Genomic DNA, 18,956 nt, shown 5'->3' on the forward strand with positions numbered 1-18,956 from the left:
CGTCTCGTCTCCCTCTCCAGGATTTACAAAAAAGCCACTCAGATGAGTGGTTTTTTTGTGCCCGAAAACTCGCAGACATCCTCATCAGCATTGAGCGTCCCGGCGCGGGTCGCGTGCTTATCGATGCGCGCTACGGTAAAGGCACATACTCCAAGCACCGCCGGGCACAAGGCCAATACCGCAAAGCTCTTCACTACGGGCATCCCGCTGTTGAGCACATAGGCACCCAGTAGCGGCCCGCAAATCGACCCGAACTTGCCCATGGAGGCCGCCCAGCCAGCGCCGTTGCCGCGAATGGCACTGGGGTAGAAAATCCCGGCGATGCTGGTGATGCCGTAGTGACTGCCCTTGACGAAAATGGCGCCGACCATGCTCAGTACAATGAAGACGTTGCCCTGCGGGTCGCCAATGCCCAGCACCAGCAGGAAGGGTAATGAAAGCAGGGGATAAATCATCACCGCATAAGGCCCCCGGGTGTCGACCACTCGCATCAACACAAGCCCGGCCATGGCGCCGCTGAAGGACGCGAAGGAACTCACCCAGGACGCGGTAGCCCGGTCGAAGCCCGCATACTGATACACCAGAGGGCTCCATGAGGCGAGGAAGTACATGGCCATGGAGCTTGCACCAAAGCCGATCCAGATCATGGGCGTGATCCATTTCAGTTTGCCGATGAACAGCTGTCCGACCCGAAATGGTTGGCGGCCGATGTCGATTTCATCGGCCAGAAAATAGCGGTCCCCAGCACGCCAATCGATGTCGGGATCCAGACGCCTGAGGATTCGCACCACGGTTTTCGGTTGCTTCTGCTTGCTCACCAGAAACCGCACTGATTCCGGCAGGGTGAAAAACAACAGGGCGCTGGACAACAGCGTGGCGATGCCGCCCAGTACGAACACACTGGCCCAGCCGTACTGAGGTGCGAGCCATACGGTCAGTGGACCGGCTGCCGCGCCCCCCAGGCTGAAGCCGACCATGATGATGGTGATCACGCTGGCACGGTAGCGCTTGGGCACGAATTCGATGTTCAGTGCCCAACACAACGGCAGCATGGCGCCCAGGGCAAAGCCGTTGAGAAAACGCAGCACCAGCAGCGAGGCGTAGCTGTCGGCAAAGGTGAACAGCAGCGTCAGTACACCAAAGGCACTGGTGGACAGAATGATGGTTGGGCGGCGGCCGATCCGGTCGCCGAGATAACCGAAAAAGAATCCCCCCAGCATCATGCCGAACAACCCGATGGAAAAAATGTTGCCCAGTTGCAGTTTGTCCAGGCCGATTTCGTCGGCCATATAGGCGGCGGTATGGGACAGCATCAACAAATCAAAGCCATCGAGGAACGTGATCAGCACTGACACACAGATAATCAGATAGTTGAAACTCGACAGTTTGCGCCCCTCGATCAGGGCGGCGACATCAATTGCGCGTGACGAAGTCATGAGTGATCTCCACACAGTAAGACGCAAGCGAGCAGGCTCCCAAGGATGGGACTCACCACAGTTTCCAGGTGTAAGCCACGATGAGGCGATTCTCGTCGAGCTGCTGGGTCAGGCCATCTCCGGAGCGGAAGGTGAGGTTGCGCCAACGCACGTTCAGGCCTTCCAGGGCACCGCTCTGGAAGACGTAAGTCAGGTCGGTGTCACGTTCCCATTCACTGCCGTCAGTGACGGCGCGCGTGCGGATATCGTCGCCTTTCACGTAACGGGTCATGAACGTCAGGCCGGGTATGCCGAGTGCGGCGAAGTCATATTCGTAACGCAACTGCCAGGATTTCTCGTTGGCCTTGATGAAAGAGTTGTAGGTGACCAGGTTCACCACATAGGGGGTGCCGGTATCGATGACAGGAAACGCACTTTCGCCCGACAGGCGCTGGAACGCTGCGGAGAAGCGCTGGGCCCCGACGGTCAAGGTGAACATGCCGTTGAAGTTGCGGTTGTCGATCTTCCCGGCTTTCCCGACGCCAATGTCATTGCTGTCGACATAGCGCAGGTCGGAGCGCAGGCTTACGCCCTCGCCCAGGGGCAGTACATGTATCAGGCCAGCGAACTGCTGACGGTAGATGTCCTGCAGCTCGCCGTGGTGGTAGCGCAGGGTCAGCTGTTTGCCAATGGTGTAATCGCCGCCGAGCAGGTCCAGGTGATCGCTGCTTTGGCCGGAATAGCCGATGTCGTCGTTACCGGCTGAGTCGCGGCCGTTGGCTTTGGTCAGTCTCGCTGCGGTGACAGTCAGGTTGTCGAGTTCACCGGACGTCAGGTAGGCGCCAGTGAAGGTCGAGGGCAGCAGTCGGGTATCGCTGTAATACGCCAGCGGATGAATCGGCATCAGGGTCCCCACTTTGAGCTGGGTCTTTGACGCGCGCATTTTTGCCGTCAGGCCCAGTTCGCTGTAATCGTCCACGGGTTGGTTGCTATCAGGGCCATAGGGCAGCAGACCGGTGCCGCGACGGCCCGGGCCGGAGTCGAGCTTGATCCCCAGTTCACCCAGGGCATCGAGCCCGAAGCCAACGGTGCCGTCAGTGTATCCAGACTGAAGTTCGGCGATGAAGCCCTGAGTCCATTCTTCGGCCTTGGCCTGAGGGGCACCGCTCTGGCGGAAGTCGCGATTCAGATAAAAGTTGCGCGTCGTCAGCGTCGCGCTGCTGTCTTTGATGAAATCCGCATGGGCGTAGGTGGCTTGGCCGCAGAGCATCAGGGCTGTGGCGAGGGCGAGATTCCTGTTCATTTTTATTGGTCTCAGGATAAGTAGGTTTATTCAGGACGAGCGTTGCCTGACCGCGCCGATGACGACGCGGTAAGGGCTGCCTGCTTCAGGCGTTGTGAATCAGCCGGGGACGTTCAGGTTTGTGATGAGGCGGGCAACGGGGCTGCTGCCGGGTGGCGGCGAGTCAGGTGACCGATGACAAACGCGCAGGCTGCCAGCACGGCGGGGCAGATCGCCAGGACCAGGAAACTCTTGACCACCGGCAGGCCGCTGTTAAGTACATAAGCGCCCAGCAATGGACCTAGGATCGAGCCGATTTTGGCGATGGAGGTGGCCCAGCCGGCGCCATTGGCGCGAATGGCACTGGGGTAGAAGATCCCGGCAATGCTGAGGATTCCATAGTGGGAGCCTTTGACGAACACGCCGCCGACCAGGCTCAGCATCAGGAACGCGGTGCCCTGCATGCCGGTGATGCCCAGTACCAGCAGGAAGGGCAAGGCCAGCAGCGGATAGATCATCACCATGTACGGTCCACGGGTATCGACGAAGCGCATCATCGCCAGGCCCGCCATCGCGCCGCTGAACGAGGCTATGGAGCTGACCCACGACGCTGTCGCGCGATCGAATCCTGCGTATTGATAGACCAGAGGGCTCCAGGAGGCGAGGAAGTACATGGCCATGGAACTGGCGGAGTAGCCTAGCCAGATCATGGGTGTGATCCATTTCAAGCGACCGATGAACAACTGGCTGACTCGAAATGCCTGGCGACCGATATCCGGCTCGTCCAACAGGACGAACTGGTCAGTGGGGCGCACATCCAGCTGCGGATCCATGCGCTTGAGAATCGCCGCGATTTTCTCCGGTGCCTTACGCTTGCTGGCCAGGAAACGAACTGATTCAGGCAGGGTGAACCACAACAGCACCCAGGCGAACAGCGTGACCACGCCGCCGAACACGAACACGCCCTGCCAGCCGATATGCGGCGCCAGCCACACCGTCAGCGGGCCGGCCATCGCGCTGCCGAGGCTGAACCCGACCATGATGACAGTGACCACTGTGGAGCGATAACGCTTGGGGACGAACTCGATGTTCAGGGCCCAGCACAATGGCAGCATGGCGCCCAGGGCGAAGCCATTGAAAAAACGCAGGACCATCAGCGATTCGTAGCTGTCGGCCATGACAAACAGCAGCGTCAACAGGCCGAACGAGCAAGTGGAGAACAGAATCGTGGGACGCCGTCCGATGCGATCACCCAGATAACCGAAGAAAAAACCGCCCAGCATCATGCCCAACAGGCCGATGGAGAAGATTTCACCCAGTTGGATCTTGTCCAGGCCGACCTCATCGGCGATGTAGGAGGCGGTGTGCGAGAGCACCAGCAAATCGAAGCCGTCGAGGAAGGTGATCAATACCGAGACCAGAATCACCACGTAGTTGAAGCGTGACAACTTGCGGCCTTCTATAAGTGCCGCGACATCCAGGGTACGGGGCTGTGACATGTGCGTTCTCCACTGCATTTTTTATTGTTGTTGGAGTGGCGCCCGCTCTGCACGGCGGGCGCGTCGAACCGCTTGAAACTATTCCAGATTGAACGCCAGCCTCTCATGCAATGCCTGGGCGGGTATGTCACTCAACCTGCCGTCGGGGCCTGCGAGATCCAGCGCATGAGCGGCGGCGGCCCCCATCGCGATACACGGCCCCATCACGCGGACGCTCGACAGCGCGGCTGCATCGGCGTCTATGCAGCGGCCGGCGACGACCAGGTTATCGCTGCCTTGGGGAAGCATGCTGCGCAGCGGCACGCTGTGGATGTGATCGTCACCAAAGGGCTCCCACTGGTAACCGCTGGTATTGCCGTGTAATTCCACCGGCCAGGAGGTACGTGCTACCGCATCCGGGAATATCGTCGCAGCCCGCACTTCGTCAGTTGTCAGATGGTGGTGTCCGACGATCCAGCGAGTCTGGCGAATGCCTGGCAACGCATACGCCCGCACTTTGGCCTTGCCATAAGCCTCGGGGTACTCCGATTGGAGGAAGTGGATCACTTGGTCCACCTGCTGGCGCCCGGCGATGGCGACGTGAGAGGCGGCGACGGGGTCCAGGGGCGTTTCGATGTGTGTCATGTTGAAGGCCGCCGTGCCGCGTCCAGGAAATTGGAAGAACAAGCCGTCATCGCGTTCGATACCGTAGCTCTTGGCCTTTTGCTTGACCCGTTCGGTGAATTGCGCACGGGTGGGCAAGTGGGCTTCGTTGATATGTTCAAGGACGAACATTTGGGTGCCATAGATTGGCGTATCCGGCTCGCGACAGGCGAGTCCCGCGTTCCACACCAGTGCCGCATCACCACTGGCATCGATGAAACCGTTGGCCGCCACGCGCACGTCGCCATAGCGTGTGGCCAACTCCACTTCCTGGACCCGCGTGCCTTCGCGCACTACATCACGTAACACCGCACCGAGCACTACGGTGATGCCTGCGTCGAGCACCTTTTGGCCAATCCAGCGACCGAGGGCGACTTCGTCGTAGTAAACCACGGTAGTCAATGGCCCGATGGCCTGGTGCAAGTCTCCCGATGCACCCAAGTCGCGAAGGATACCGTCGGCAATGCCATGGGTCAGCAGTTGGCGGTTCGGACCATTGGAGAACAGTCCGCAGAAGGTGCCGATGATCGAGCCGACCGCTTGGCCGCCGAGCATCGGCAGGGCGTCGAACAGCACCACGCGCTTGCCGAGCGCGGCGGCCTCGAGGGCGGCTGAAATACCGGAGATACCAGCCCCGGCGATGCATACGTCGGCCTGCAAGCGTTGGGCGGTGGGGGCGCTGGTACGGCGTACCGTGCGAATAACATGAGCCATAAAACTACCTTTGAGGTGTCAACAGGGTAGCCGAGCCCGAGCCCGTTGACCGAGGGCCACGGGAGCAGGTGTTTCGGCAGTCATATTCGGGTTACGACGGGTTTCGCGTTCGTTCCAGGCCGGGCGGCCGTGGCTGTGTGGATAGATCGGTACGCGATTGACGCGGGATCACTTCGACGGTCCCGGCGTCGGCATCGACGCGGACCCAATCCCCGGTGCGAATCCGGTTCAGCGGGTCCTCGTTGAAGTCGGTCATGGCTGGTGCATGGACGACAACGGCACCAAGGCCCATTTTCGCCGTCATTTCATTGAACAACATGGCGCCAGGCGCGACGCCAGCGAGACGGGCGACATGGAACTGCGAGGACCAGCCGGAAGACCCCTTGGCGCCGGGAAACACGAGGACCTTGCCGGCGAAACTGATGCCCTTGAGCTCGTGGCGCGTCTCGATGACGGTGCCGCTGCGCGGGTCGATGCCACCCCAACCGGAGATGCGGTCATGGGTCACCAAGGCTTCGCCTTCGAAGCAGCCGCCGACAACCTTGCGGCCTCGGAGCGTAAAGGTTGCGCTCATTTCAGTACTCCTTTCCAACGGCCATCGATGGCCGCCTGGACGCATTCTGCGGTGGTGCCGAACCACGCCTGGATGCCCATGATCGCCGGCAGGTAATGGGCCTGCTTGGCCGAGTCCACGGCCGCCACGCGCGTGCCCTTGGGCAGCACCTTGCCGATTGCCGAGCAGGTATCGGTCATCACATGCCCACCTGCCTGCTCAATGATGTGGGTGTAACCGGCCACGTCTGCCAGTTGCTTGATCGACGCGGCGGTAAATATCCAGAGCTCGGTGTTCGCACTCAGGCGCTGGCCTTCCAGCAGTTGGCAGACTTCCCAGATTTGTTCGAGGCTGTAATGCGGGCAGCCGAGCATGACGAAATCGACTTGTGCATCGCGCGCCGTGACGTTGACTTGCTCGTAGGCCCAGCGCCGTTCGGCTTCACCAAAGCGCAACGTGGCTGAAGGCCGGGAGGCGCCGAACGCTTGCTCGCGAGTGCGTGCTTCAGGTGTGACCCCGACCAGGTGATACATTTCCACGCCACCGCTGGAAGCCGCCGCCGCGCCAAAGTGCTTGAGACGCGCCAGGTTGGGCTGATGGCTCACGCCTTCGATGACCGGGATGCAATCCTGCACCTGTTCACCGACCCAGTAGCCGAGCAGTCCCCAGTCGGCCGTGGTGCTCACGTCTATATCCAACTGGATCAGGTGGGTACCGCGACGGTTCTCGTCCAGGTGCAGGCCCCAATAGGGAATCTTGCCGGTCAGCATCGCTGCGCCGGTGCTCTCGCGGCCCTCGGCATTGGTACGGGCGCCGAGTACCGAGTTGATGTAGATCACGGCGGAGGATTCCATCCACGCGCAGTGTTCGCCTTTCACCGGTACGTTGCCGACTTGATAGGGCGTGCAGGTATTCAACGGTTGCACGCCCAGGCCGCTGCTGTAGGCCTGGCCGGTTTCATAAATGCGCACCACATCCGGCGAGATGCCTTGGCGTTCGGCATGCCGAGGGTCGATGCCTTGCTGCAGGTGACTGCTGAAGACCTTGACCTTGGGGATTCTGACCACCTCGGCGCTGTCGAGATTGAACTCGCTGAACACCGCGTCCATGCCACCCTCGCGCTCGGCGTACTGACGCAGGAACGGGGTGGTGGCACCGATGGTTCCGGCCACATTGCGCGTGTCCACCAGACATTCTGCGTCCAGGGCCTCGCCATAACGCACCAGCAAATCCATGGCTTTTTGCACCGCCGGACCTTGGTCGCCGGCGAGCATGGCTTTCTCGTCGTCGCGCAATCTCATTGCGGCTGTTCTCCCGAACGGCTGATGTCGAGCGGTTTGATCAGGACCGCACCGTGCTCCATGGACGACACGTTATTGCGGTAGATGTCCAGCCAGCCGCCGCCGAACTGTGGCGCCAAAGGCCGCCAGCGGGCCCGCCGTGCTTGCATCTCGGTTTCGCTGATATTGGCATCGAGGGTGTTGAGGTCCAGGTCGATGGTGACAATGTCGCCGTCCTCGACCAGCGCCAAAGGTCCGCCGACGGCCGCTTCAGGAGCGACTTCAGCCACGACCAGGCCCTTGCACACCAACCCTGAAAGATGACCGTCAGTCAGCATGGCCACGTGGTCGCCCAACCCGGCGCCGTCAATGGCGAACACCACTTTCGAGGCGCCGCCGCCCATGGCCGGCCCGCCGCGCACGCCGGCACCGCGCATGACCACTACATGGCCGGGCTGGATGCGCCCGTCCTGCAAGGCTTCGATGGCATCGGCGGAGCGTTCGAAACAGATCGCAGGCCCCTCGAAGCGGCGCATCTTCTGCGGGTCAATGCCGTATTTGACGATGCCTGCCTGGGGCGCGATATTGCCGCGCAGCATCACGATGGCTGGCTGGGTGGCGAAGGGGTTGTCCAGCGGGCGGATCACTGCATCGTCGCTGACGATCACCCCGTGCAGGTTCTGCCTCAGGGTTTTGCCGGTGACCGTCAATGCATCGCCATGCAGCAAGGGCTCCAGGCGCTTGAGCAGCCCACGCCCACCGCCTGCGGCTTCCATTTGCTCGATGCTATGTTCACCCACCGGCCGTACGCCAACCAGCACAGGCACCTGTTTGCCCAGGTCCCTGAAGAGCTGGTAGACGTCCACGTCGACTCCGCCTTCGGCTGCCACCGCCTGCATATGCTTGATGGTATTGACGGAGCCGCCCGCGGCGAGAATGGTCGCCACTGCATTGGCGAAGGCCTCTGGGGTGAGGATATCGCGAGGTTTGAGGTCTTCTTCGACCATTTCCACAATGCGTTGGCCGGCTTGGTGCACGAAGTCGAACATCTGCCGGCTGTTGGCCGCGATGGGCGCGCTGCCGGGCAAAGCCATGCCAAGGGCTTCACACACCAGGTGCATCGAGTTGGCGGTGCCCATCCCCGAGCAGACCCCAGGGCCCTTGATGGCATTGCGGGCCATGCCGGCCAATTCCTCGACCGGTAGCTTGCCTGTGACCACGTGCATGGAACTGATGAACACGTCTTCGATATCGACATGCTTACCGTTGTATTCGCCACTCGGCTGGTAGCCACAGACCACTACCAGCGTCGGAATATTCAGGCGGGCGGCGGCCATCAGTTGGCCGGGCACGGTCTTGTCGCAGGAGGCCAGGCAGATCATGCCGTCGAGTTGAGCGCCTTCGACCGCGACTTCGATATCATTGGTGATGAGGTCGCGGGCAGCGAGCATATAGGCACCCCCGGCACCAGCGCCGGTGATGAAGTCACTGGGAGCGGCAGTACGAATTTCGAAGGGCAGGGCGCCGGCATCGCGTATCGATTGCTTGAGGGCATTGGCGATGCCATCCAGATGGCTGAAACAGATCGCCAGGTTGGACGACGAGTTCACGATAGCGATCTTGGGTTTCTCCAGCTCGCTCTCATCGATCCCCAAGGCGCGCCACTGGGCGGCGCGCACAGCCCACAAATAGGACCCGTAAGGGAAATTGCTGCGCAGCTTCTTGGGCATGGGGTGCTCCGTTATTGTTATAAGAATGCCAATCCGGTTAATCGCGTTAACCATCTTGTACCGAGTCTAGGCGTCGGCCTAGAATCCGAAAACCTTATTTCACTTATAGATAAAATCCAAAATATGGATATCAAGGACGTCGACCTCAACCTGTTGAAAGTCTTCGATGCGTTGCGCAAAAAGCAAAGCGTGACCCTGGCCGGGGATCTCATGGGGCTCAGTCAACCTGCCATGAGTTTCGCCCTGGGCAAGTTACGGACGCTATTCGACGATCCTTTGTTCATCCGTACCTCCCATGGTATGCAGCCCACCGCGAGAGCCTTGCAGATCGCCGAGCCGGTGCAACGCATTCTGGAGATGGTCAGCAGCGAGGTACTGCCGTCCACGGGATTCGTCGCCGAACACTCGGATCGCCAGTTAGTGTTGTGCATGTCGGATATCGGTGAAATGGTGTTCCTGCCACGGCTGATGCGCATGCTCGACAAAACGGCGCCGAAGCTGAGAATTCGCACTCAGGCGTTGTCCTCCGAGCAATTGGAAGAGGGCTTGGACGCTGGCGAGGTCGACGCGGCCATTGGCTATTTCCCTCGTTTGCTCAACACCTCGATCCGGCATCGGGCGCTGTACAGCCACTCTTTCGTGTGCATAGTGCGCAGCGATCATCCCACCATCGGCGACACCATAAGCGCCGAGCAATACCAGGCTGCCGTGCATGTCGCCGTCCAGGCCGAGGGGCGCGGCATGGGTGTGCTGGATAAGGAGCTGGCCTCCCACGGCGTAACGCGACGGGTGCGGTTCAGCCTGCCACGGTTCATGGGCGTGCCGTTCCTGGTGGCCGAGTCCGACATGATCGCCACCGTCCCACTGGCAGTCGGCCGGCGGTTCTCCGAAATTACCAATGTGCGCCTGGTCCCGCTGCCTTGGGCTATCTGCGGATATGACATACACCTGTATTGGCATACGCGCTTTCATCATGACCCGGCTAATCGTTGGTTGCGTCAGTCCTTCATTGAGTTGCTCGGTGACTTTTCTCCTAGCGAGCAGATGTCGATTTGATTCATGGAGCAATGGTTAATTTAAATAACTGATTCCGCCCGGTTGGGTTCTGCTCGTCCAGGCCGGTCCAGCAGATCGGCAGCTCTTCGGGCCCCTCATCGCGCCTTTGGGTTTTGTGAGTCGCACGTAAGCCCTTAACGGCGTGCCCCCATTTGGCTGACCTTAATAGACCTGAGGCACGATGAGTTCCGGCGGCGTGGGGCTGCGGGAATAATCCTCCTGCCTGACGCGTTGCGGCAGTTCGATTACCGGCATTTCCACCTCTTCGTAGGGCATCTGCCCGAGAAGGTGATGGATGCAGTTGAGCCTGGCTTTCTTTTTGTCATCAGCTTGTACCACCCACCACGGCGCTTCGGCGATGTGGGTGCGTTCAAGCATGATTTCCTTGGCCTTGGTATAGGCTTCCCAACGCCGACGGGACTCCAGATCCATGGGGCTGAGTTTCCATTGCTTGAGCGGATCATGGATGCGACTGAGAAAGCGCAGATGCTGTTCCTGGTCGGAAATGGAGAACCAGTATTTGATCAACTGGATGCCGGAGCGGGCGAGCATACGTTCGAACTCCGGTACAGTACGGAAGAACTCCTCGTACTGATCTTCGTTGCAAAACCCCATCACTTGTTCCACCCCGGCACGGTTGTACCAACTACGGTCAAACAGCACGATTTCGCCCGCCGCCGGCAGGTGCGAGACATAGCGCTGGAAGTACCACTGAGTACGTTCCCGGTCGTTGGGGGCGGGTAGGGCGGCGACCCGGCAGACCCTGGGATTCAGGCGTTGGGTGATACGTTTGATCACACCGCCTTTTCCGGCTGCATCACGCCCTTCGAACAGGATCACGACTTTGTGGCCCGTCTTGACCACCCAGCTTTGCAGCTTTACCAGTTCGCCTTGCAGGCGGAACAGTTCGCTGAAATAGGTCCTGCGAGCATCCTTCTCGGTACCTTCCTCTACGTGCTCATCGAACAGCGCGTTCAGGTCATGACCGTCTTCGGATAATTCCAATTCCAGCTCTTCATCACTGTGATCAAGCAGTTCACGGTGGACGCGCTGGATTAAGGTGGCTTCTCTGGGAGACATAGGAGGGAGGCTCGCGCGAGGGTGGATGGCAAAGTGTTAGGCGTAATTTGTTACGAACCAATTACATTAAATCCTGTGCTGGGCCATATAGAGAATGAGCGTGCTGCTGCCATTCAACTTTCACGAGAGCGTAACAAAACTGGTGCAGAGTTCGGGAGCCCGTAATCACAAGGTGTTCCCCTAATGAAAAGTTTGATGAAGTCTGCTGCGCTCGCCATTGCGGTTTCTCTTTGTGCCACCTCGGCGTCCTACGCTGCAGAGAGTGTCCGTCTGACGGGGTCCGGGGCGAGTTTCCCTGCACCGATCTACCTCACTTGGTTCAAGGATTTCAGCAAGAAATCTGACGGTGTCACTGTGGATTACCAATCCAAGGGTAGTGGCGCGGGTGTACAGGACTTTCTGAACAAAACGGTTGATTTCGCCGCCAGTGACTCGGCGATGAAAGAGGAAGATATCGCCAAGGTCGCCGAAGGCGTGCAGTTGTTGCCGATGACCGCAGGTGAAATCGTGCTGGCTTATAACCTGCCGGGCAATCCGAAGGGGCTCAAACTGCCCCGAGATGTGTATTCCAACATTTTTCTGGGCAAAATCACCCGCTGGAACGATCCGAAGATCGTCGCCGCCAACCCGGATCTGAAACTCTCCGATACGCCGATCACGGTTGTTGTGCGTGCAGACTCCAGCGGCACGACTGCGGTATTCACTAAGCACCTGGCGACAATCAATCCGGAGTTCAAGCAGGCGTTGGGAGAGGGCAATACCGTCAACTGGCCGGCGAGCGACAAGTTCATCAAGTCGCCGAAGAACGATGGTGTCACGGCCACTGTGCGCCAAACCCCGGGCGCGATCGGGTATATCGAATACGGCTTCGCCAAGCTCGCCAAGGTTGACTTCGCTCAACTGCAGAACAAGGCCGGTCAGTACGTCGTGCCAAACGCCGAAAGCGGTGCCGAGGCCCTGGCGGCGGTGAAGATGCCGGAAAACCTGGTGGCCTGGTTGCCTGATCCGGACGGTGCCAAGTCCTACCCGATCACGTCCTACACCTGGATGATTTTCCGCAAGGACAACGGCAATCCGGCCAAGGCCAAGGCCATGCGTGAAATGGTCGAATACAGCCTGGCCGAGGGGCAGAAGATTGCCGATTCGATGGGTTATATCCCATTGCCGCAATCGGTCGTCGAACAGGTTCGCAAAGCGTCCGCCAACATCCAGTAACGCCGTGAGGTCTCTCTCGGAGTGTGCGTCTGCGCCACGCCGGGAGAGTTTTTCCCCTTGTTCCGGACTCAGCCCATGAACAAACCTTTTGTCGTACCGGTTAATCCGGACTCTGCCTGCCAACCACCCTCGAGGAAGGATTTCCTGGTTGATCGCACCTTTCGTGCGCTTGCGCGTATCGGCGTGGTACTGATTCTGGCGTTGGTATTTGCGCTGGTGTTCGAGGTGGGACGCAAGGCTCTTCCCGGCATGGAGAAGCACGGCTTTGATGTGCTTTTGGGCAGCGTCTGGGACGTTAACCAAGGCAAATACGGCATCCTGCCGGCTATCTGGGGCACGCTCTACAGCGCCTTTATCGCATTGCTGATCGCTGGTTTTTTCGGCGTCAGCATGGCGATTTTCCTGACCCAGGATTTCCTGCCGCCCAAGCTCGCCGCCATCTTCCGTACCATCGTCGAACTGCTCGCGGCCATTCCCAGCGTGGTTTATGGCCTGTGGGGGATCTACGTGGTGATCCCGGCGATTCGGCCGCTGACAACTTGGTTGAACAGCGAACTCGGCTGGGTACCCTTTTTCGGCACGACCCTGAGCGGCCCAGGCTTGCTACCCGCAGCGCTGGTGCTCGCCATCATGATTCTGCCGACCATTGCCGCCGTTTCGCAGGACGCGCTCACGGCTGTGCCAATGAAAACCAAGCAGGCCGCCTACGGCATGGGGACTACCCATTGGGAAGCGATTCTCAAGGTGATGGTGCCTTCCGCCGCCACCGGCATCTTCGGCTCTCTGGTGCTGGGCCTGGGGCGCGCCCTGGGTGAAACGATGGCGCTGGCCATGCTGGTCGGCAATGCCAACAACATTTCCCTCTCGCTGTTTGCACCGGCCAACACGCTCGCCGCCCTGCTGGCGTTGAACTTCCCCGAAGCCGGGCCGAACGAGATCGAGGTGTTGATGTATGCCGCCCTGGTGTTGATGTTGATTACGCTGATCGTGAACATTTTCGGTTCGATGATCATGATGTACGCCCAACGGGGTAATAAGTGATGACTGATCTCACTGCTGCAACAGACCTGACGTCTCCAACAGGCGCGATGCCCAGCCTGCAGCGCAAGTTCGAAGGCCGTGCCCTGCGAAGCCTGATCTTGACCACCCTGGTCTGGGCTGGTGCGCTACTGGCCAGTGTGCCGCTGATCTCCGTGCTCTACATGCTGATTACCCGCGGCGGCGCGCGTCTCAACCTGGAAGTCTTTACCGAACTGCCGCCGACGGGCTTCGAGATGGGTGGCGGTTTCGGCAACGCGATGGCAGGGACCTTCGTGATGGTCGGTATCGCGGCGGCGATCGCGGTGCCGGTCGGCATCATGGCGGCAATCTTCCTGGCTGAGCTGGGACCGGACAGCAAGCTGGGGAACGCAGCGCGTTTTGCCGCCAAGATGCTCACGGGCCTGCCGTCGATCCTGGCCGGGGTGTTTGCCTACGCCCTGGTGGTGATGACCACCGGTACGTATTCGGCGCCGGCGGGTGGCGTGGCGCTGGCGGTCCTGATGCTGCCAATCGTCGTGCTGACGGCGGAAGAGTCGATGCGGATGGTGCCCAAGATCATGAAGGATGCCGCCTATGGCATGGGCTGCACCCGCTCGCAGGTGATCTGGAAAATCATCTTGCCGACCGGCATGCCGGCCATCCTGACCGGGGTCATGCTCGCTGTGGCACGTGCCGCGGGCGAGACGGCGCCGCTGCTGTTTACCGCGCTGTTCAGCAACTATTGGATTTACCACCAGGGCAATCTCGAGGTCATGAACCCGACCGCCTCGCTGGCGGTGCTGATCTACAACTTCTCCGGGATGCCTTTCGACAACCAACTTGAACTCGCGTGGGCGGCCTCACTGGTGCTGGTGATGATCGTGCTGTTCGTGAACATCATCAGCCGTATTTTCGGCAAGCCCAAATATTAAGAACGGGAGCATCTGATCTTGAACGTATCCACTGCGCAAATAGCCGCTCCGTTTGTCACCCAGGCGCCTGTAGTCATGGACTGCAAACTGGACAAGATTTTCTATGGCAACTTCATGGCGGTACGTGACAGCCATGTGCCGATCGAAAAAAACAAGATCACCGGGTTCATCGGTCCTTCCGGCTGTGGCAAGAGCACCGTGTTGCGTAGCCTCAACCGGATGAATGACCTGGTGAAGGGGTTCCGTTTCGAGGGCCACGTGCATTTCCTCGGACAGGACGTCTACGGCAAGGGCGTTGATCCGGTGGTCGTGCGCCGCTACATCGGCATGGTGTTTCAGCAGCCGAACCCGTTTTCGATGAGCATTTTCGACAACGTCGCGTTTGGTCTGCGCCTCAATCGCTACAAAGGCGACATCGGCGACCGGGTCAAGCATGCGCTGCAAGGCGCCGCGCTGTGGGACGAAGTCAAGGACAAGCTCAAGGTCAGCGGCCTGTCGCTCTCCGGTGGCCAGCAACAACGACTGTGCATTGCCCGCGCCATCGCCACCGAGCCGGAAGTCCTGCTGCTGGATGAGCCGTGTTCGGCGCTCGACCCGATCGCTACCCGGCGGGTCGAGGAACTGATGGTGGAGTTGAAGAAGGACTACACCATCGCGCTGGTCACCCACAACATGCAGCAAGCCATCCGCGTCGCCGACACCACGGCTTTCTTCTCGGTGGACATTTCCCAGGGCACGCGAACCGGCTATCTGGTGGAAATGGGCCCGACCACGCAGATTTTCGACAACCCGCGTGAACAGATGACGGGAGACTACATCAGCGGCAAGTTCAGCTAAGCATCACATCCGGTCAAGGCCGCATACCTGCAGAAGCCAAACGGATTTGGCGGCATCCGGTAGACATTTGCCAAACGTTTTCAAGGAGCACCAATGCCTGTTACGCACCGCCTTGATTTACCTGCAATTGAACGCGCACTGCGTGAAGTTCAGGGCCGCTTCGTCGAGCTGAGCCGGTACTTCACCGAGCCACGCGACCCCTTGACTGACGAAGTGCTGCAGAATGTGCTTGAAGGTTATGCATTGGTTGACGACTATGTTGCCCGCGGCGTCGACCTGTTCGATCTTCAGCAACTGAACCTGATGCTGGAGATCAATGCCACGGTGCTGTGTGGCCGAGATCCGGCGCGCCGTTTGGAATACGCCCAGCACCTGGCAGCCACCGAGGCGCATTTCTTCAACAATGTTGAGGGAGGCATCAAGGACTTGTACAACTGGTATTGTGCGTATCGCAGCGAATCAGTCTGGAAGCGTGCGGCCGGCGTCTATGTACGCATTCTCAGCAAGCCGCAGCTGTTCATCGAAGGTAACAACCGCAGTGGCTCGCTCATCGTCAGCTATTTGCTCATGCGTGCGGGTTTGCCTCCTTTCGTGTTGACGCTGGAAAACGCAAAGGGCTACTTCAATCCGTCCTCAGTCATACGCAACTCCGCCAAACACGGCGTCAAGGCGTTGTACGAATTGCCCAAGATCAAGAAAAAATACGCAGCTTTTTTAGAAGAACAGGCGCCCGATCCCATGAAGTTTTTTCTCAAGGACAAGTCCTTGCCCATTTATCAAGGTGGCCATTGATGAGCGGGTATCCAGCGTTCGCCAGGTGCAAAACCTTCGGCAGCCGGGTAGGGCAGGCCATCCGCCGTGCTATGCCGACGCGGTTGTTCAAGCGGCAACGCATACGAATTTCATTCGATATCGATGACACGCTCGCCTGCCAACTTCACCATTGTGCCGTCGAGCAGAGCAGGCTGCCGGCCTGCGTTCATCGTTGGTTGGGTGAGCCGTTGCGCGTGGGCACACGCCCCCTGATCCGAGAGCTGCGCCGCCAGGGCTGCAGTATCTGGGTCTACACGTCGTCCGGGCGCACGCCGTCCTATATCCGGCGTTGGCTATTGCTGTACGGCATCCGCGTCGACGGCGTGGTCAACAGCGTGCTGCACAACCGTGCCCTGACGGTGCATGGGATGTTGAATGCGCCTTCGAAATATCCGCCGGCGTTCGATATCGATTTGCATGTCGATGATTCCGAGGGCGTGCAGATTGAAGGCAAGGATCATGGGTTTCGCGTTGTCGTGGTGCATCCGGAGGATGACCGCTGGACGCAGAAAGTCCTGGAGGCGGTCGCCATTGTCCAGGCGCAGCTCGCCTGGCAGCAAATGTTCAGACAGAAAGAGTCGGTGCAACAACGGGCAGACGCTTTCCTCGAGCCTCTCAGTTAAGGTGGTACGACTCCGCTACTAGTTGCAGTGCAGTTGCTCAACCGTGCGGGCGTGTTCCCTAGTGCCTTTTTTGAACATTGTGATAAAGGCGTTGACCGAGCTATAGCCCAGCTCGGCCGCAACGTTCTGCACCTTCGCACCACTGGCCAGTTCTCGCAGCGCAACGACAAGGTGCAACTGCTGCCGCCAGCGTCCAAACGTGAGGCCCGTCTCACGAATCATCAATCGCGACAGCGACCTCTCGCTCATCGCCACGCGTTTCGCCCATTCGGCTGACGTACTGCGGTCGGAAGGCTCGAGCGTCAGTGCATTTGCTATCGCACGAATTTTAGGATTGCCGGAGATGGGTAGGTTGAAGCGCTCACGCGGCATTTCGACCAGTTCGTCGAGGATCACTCGTGCAAGCCTGGCGGCATGGCCAACCGAAGGATAATCGGCAGGCTCACGAGCCAACCGGTTAACCATTTCCCGGATCATTGGGGAGATGGACAGCGTGCAGCACTCCTCGGGTAGCTTTGGCGGCGACATTTACCTGGGTGCGTCTTGCGCAGCGGATTCCGGTTCGTATCCACATCGATAGGGTGCCACCAGGCGTTGAGCTGGCGGCAGGTATGACAGCGAGTGTCGAGATCATCCCCCCCGAATACCTGGCTCGCTAGGCATTCCCTGTCAGGCGCTGACGCTGCGAAAGTCCCTCACCGTGTTCACTACATCGAAGTGGACCTTCGTAGGTTGCACCACAGGAACGCGCGTGCCGCGATCAATCAAGGCGATCCCGCGCGCATTCCTGGCCGTGCGGCTTGCCTGTTGAGTCAAGTCTTCCCTGGATAACGGGTCTCCATCACGATCGACAGTGCGTCGGGGCGCCAGAATTCCTGGTCGAACTCCACGGCCTGGTCCTCTTCGCCGAAGTTCAGGCGTTCCAGGTAGACGCTGGTCGAGCCTGGGGAAAGTTGCAGCAGTTCTGCCTGATCCTCGTTGACGGTGCCGATGTGCATCTCCAGCTCGCAGCGTGATTGCACCCGCGAAAAGCGCTCGCGCAGGACCCGAGTCAGGGAGGTGTTCAAATCAGCGTCGAGCAAGCCCGGACACCAGCTCGCCAGCAGTGCGTTGAACTCCAGCAGCACCGGGCGCCGATCAATCCAGCGTCGACGTTGGAGGAAAAATACCGGCTCATCTTCCGAACTCAGGCTCATGCGTCTGGCCAGCCAGGCGCCGGCAGGGCGCAGTTCGGCCTGCAGACATTCGGTTCGCGGTGTACGGCCTTGGGCACTGACATAGTCCATGAAGCCGCTGATTCGCGTGGGGTCGTATCGTATTCGCCGCGGGCTGACGAACCATCCGCGACGGTTTTCCCGGTACACCAAACCTTCGGCTTCCAGCTGTTGCAGCGCCTGGCGCAAGGTCACCCGGGTACAACCGAAGCGTTCGATCATTTCTCGCTCGGAGGGAAATTTTTCATCGGCCTGGGGCGTACCTGCGGCGATGTCGTAGGCGATCTGCTCGCGAATCCGCTGGTAGTGTGGTGAAAGAGGATCGAAAGGCATTCGGTAGTGCGTCCGTTGGCGGATCGATGAGGGAGGGCGTCCGTGGACGCCATCGATAAGCTGCTTACACTAACGAATCGGCTCGCCAGCCGTCGAGTTGTCTGCGAGCACACTGTCACCGGCATCCGGTTGCAGCCCCTGGCGCGCCAGATCCCGTTGCCAGGTCCGCAGACCATACACCGCCAGCAGCACAAAGCCTGCGTACAGCGCGGCCGTCAGGCGCAAGTCCTTGAACAGGAACAGGCCGACATACAGGCAGTCGAGGACGATCCACAGCCACCAACTGACCACGTACTTGCGTGCCGCCCAGACACTCGCCACCAGGCTGAAGGCGGTCAGCAGCGCGTCGAGCCAGGGCACTGCGGCGTCGGTGAAGCCGTACATCAGGGCGCCGAGCAACACGGCACCGAGCGCGCCGAAAAGCAGGCCGAGCAATCCCTCACGCAAGGGCAGCCTGGCCACCCGGACCTTGCCATGGGTCAGGCCGCCCTGGCTCCAGCGCCACCAGCCGTAGCCTTGCAGCAGGGCGAAGATGCCCTGCAACAGCGTGTCGGAGTAGAGCTTGGCCTGATAGAAAATCCAGGCATACAGCAACACCGCCAGCACACTGACAGGCCAGCACCAGCGGATGCGCCGGGCGGTCAGCCAGACGCCGAGGATGTTGAGCACGACGGCGATGATTTCAAGATCGGACATAACGTGTTCCTCAACTGAAGCG

The 18,956-nt window shown here is 59.8% G+C and carries 18 protein-coding genes and 1 pseudogene; 8 read left to right on the forward strand and 11 right to left on the reverse strand.

Annotated features, from left to right (window positions below; translation table 11 throughout):
• Positions 1–38: 38 nt before the first annotated feature.
• The 7 genes from PBDP_RS11410 to ilvD all read right to left on the reverse strand — a co-directional run bounded on the left by PBDP_RS11410 (position 39) and on the right by ilvD (position 9,115).
• Entirely contained in the window at positions 39–1,436 is a 1,398-nt protein-coding gene (locus tag PBDP_RS11410; protein ID WP_109755286.1) for an MFS transporter, read from the reverse strand.
• A gap of 52 nt (positions 1,437–1,488) precedes the next feature.
• The gene (locus PBDP_RS11415) at positions 1,489–2,718 is read right to left on the reverse strand and encodes an OprD family porin (protein WP_163854272.1); all 1,230 of its coding nucleotides are present in this window, start codon (positions 2,716–2,718) and stop codon (positions 1,489–1,491) included.
• 113 nt (positions 2,719–2,831) lie between these two features.
• A complete protein-coding gene (locus tag PBDP_RS11420) occupies positions 2,832–4,196 on the reverse strand; it encodes an MFS transporter (protein ID WP_109755284.1) in 1,365 nt (454 codons plus the stop codon).
• A 78-nt stretch (positions 4,197–4,274) separates the two neighbouring features.
• Entirely contained in the window at positions 4,275–5,552 is a 1,278-nt protein-coding gene (locus PBDP_RS11425; protein WP_109755283.1) for an FAD-dependent oxidoreductase, read from the reverse strand.
• Between the two features lie 91 nt (positions 5,553–5,643).
• The gene (locus tag PBDP_RS11430) at positions 5,644–6,126 is read right to left on the reverse strand and encodes an aconitase X swivel domain-containing protein (protein ID WP_212802257.1); all 483 of its coding nucleotides are present in this window, start codon (positions 6,124–6,126) and stop codon (positions 5,644–5,646) included.
• Positions 6,123–7,406, reverse strand: a complete 1,284-nt coding sequence (locus PBDP_RS11435) for an aconitase X (RefSeq protein WP_212802258.1) — start codon at positions 7,404–7,406, stop codon at positions 6,123–6,125. Before PBDP_RS11435 ends, PBDP_RS11430 begins: the two co-directional genes overlap by 4 nt.
• On the reverse strand, positions 7,403–9,115 hold the full coding sequence (ilvD, locus tag PBDP_RS11440; protein WP_212802259.1) for a dihydroxy-acid dehydratase: 1,713 nt from the start codon (positions 9,113–9,115) through the stop codon (positions 7,403–7,405). The genes PBDP_RS11435 and ilvD overlap by 4 nt, the downstream gene beginning before the upstream one ends.
• Positions 9,116–9,238: 123 nt before the next feature.
• On the opposite strand from ilvD, the gene PBDP_RS11445 reads away from it, so the two are divergent.
• Complete coding sequence (locus PBDP_RS11445; RefSeq protein WP_109755280.1) at positions 9,239–10,171, forward strand: LysR family transcriptional regulator; 933 nt, start codon at positions 9,239–9,241, stop codon at positions 10,169–10,171.
• A gap of 162 nt (positions 10,172–10,333) precedes the next feature.
• Here the strand turns inward: PBDP_RS11445 and ppk2 are convergent, their stop codons facing one another.
• Positions 10,334–11,251, reverse strand: a complete 918-nt coding sequence (gene ppk2, locus PBDP_RS11450) for a polyphosphate kinase 2 (RefSeq protein WP_109755279.1) — start codon at positions 11,249–11,251, stop codon at positions 10,334–10,336.
• A 183-nt stretch (positions 11,252–11,434) separates the two neighbouring features.
• Here ppk2 and pstS point away from each other — a divergent pair, with 183 nt between their 5' ends.
• The 6 genes from pstS (at position 11,435) to PBDP_RS11480 (ending at position 16,691) form a co-directional block, all read left to right on the forward strand.
• A complete protein-coding gene (pstS, locus tag PBDP_RS11455; RefSeq protein ID WP_109755278.1) occupies positions 11,435–12,466 on the forward strand; it encodes a phosphate ABC transporter substrate-binding protein PstS in 1,032 nt (343 codons plus the stop codon).
• Positions 12,467–12,541: 75 nt separating this feature from the next.
• Positions 12,542–13,507 (forward strand): phosphate ABC transporter permease subunit PstC, encoded by a 966-nt coding sequence (gene pstC, locus PBDP_RS11460; protein ID WP_109755277.1) that lies wholly within the window; start codon positions 12,542–12,544, stop codon positions 13,505–13,507.
• On the forward strand, positions 13,507–14,418 hold the full coding sequence (pstA, locus tag PBDP_RS11465; protein WP_116832030.1) for a phosphate ABC transporter permease PstA: 912 nt from the start codon (positions 13,507–13,509) through the stop codon (positions 14,416–14,418). The genes pstC and pstA overlap by 1 nt, the downstream gene beginning before the upstream one ends.
• A gap of 75 nt (positions 14,419–14,493) precedes the next feature.
• Entirely contained in the window at positions 14,494–15,255 is a 762-nt protein-coding gene (pstB, locus tag PBDP_RS11470) for a phosphate ABC transporter ATP-binding protein PstB (protein WP_025214260.1), read from the forward strand.
• Positions 15,256–15,348: 93 nt separating this feature from the next.
• Positions 15,349–16,047, forward strand: coding sequence for a hypothetical protein (locus PBDP_RS11475; RefSeq protein ID WP_109755275.1), 699 nt, complete (start codon positions 15,349–15,351; stop codon positions 16,045–16,047).
• Positions 16,047–16,691, forward strand: a complete 645-nt coding sequence (locus PBDP_RS11480; RefSeq protein ID WP_502936864.1) for a hypothetical protein — start codon at positions 16,047–16,049, stop codon at positions 16,689–16,691. The genes PBDP_RS11475 and PBDP_RS11480 overlap by 1 nt, the downstream gene beginning before the upstream one ends.
• 18 nt (positions 16,692–16,709) lie before the next feature.
• On the opposite strand, the gene PBDP_RS11485 is transcribed toward PBDP_RS11480, so the two are convergent.
• Complete coding sequence (locus PBDP_RS11485; protein WP_240337728.1) at positions 16,710–17,156, reverse strand: helix-turn-helix domain-containing protein; 447 nt, start codon at positions 17,154–17,156, stop codon at positions 16,710–16,712.
• A 53-nt stretch (positions 17,157–17,209) separates the two neighbouring features.
• Between PBDP_RS11485 and PBDP_RS29905 the strand changes: the two are divergent.
• Positions 17,210–17,350, forward strand: a pseudogene (locus PBDP_RS29905) (efflux transporter periplasmic adaptor subunit); the annotation flags it as partial.
• Positions 17,351–17,503: 153 nt separating this feature from the next.
• Here the strand turns inward: PBDP_RS29905 and PBDP_RS11490 are convergent.
• Entirely contained in the window at positions 17,504–18,238 is a 735-nt protein-coding gene (locus PBDP_RS11490; protein ID WP_116832032.1) for a UTRA domain-containing protein, read from the reverse strand.
• A gap of 69 nt (positions 18,239–18,307) precedes the next feature.
• Positions 18,308–18,934 carry a nicotinamide riboside transporter PnuC gene (gene pnuC, locus PBDP_RS11495; protein ID WP_212802260.1) on the reverse strand — a complete coding sequence of 209 codons (627 nt, stop codon included), beginning with the start codon at positions 18,932–18,934 and terminating at the stop codon, positions 18,308–18,310.
• Between the last annotated feature and the right edge of the window lie 22 nt (positions 18,935–18,956).

The sequence above is a fragment of the Pseudomonas sp. St290 genome (genome assembly GCF_018325805.1).
Lineage (GTDB): Bacteria > Pseudomonadota > Gammaproteobacteria > Pseudomonadales > Pseudomonadaceae > Aquipseudomonas > Aquipseudomonas bijieensis.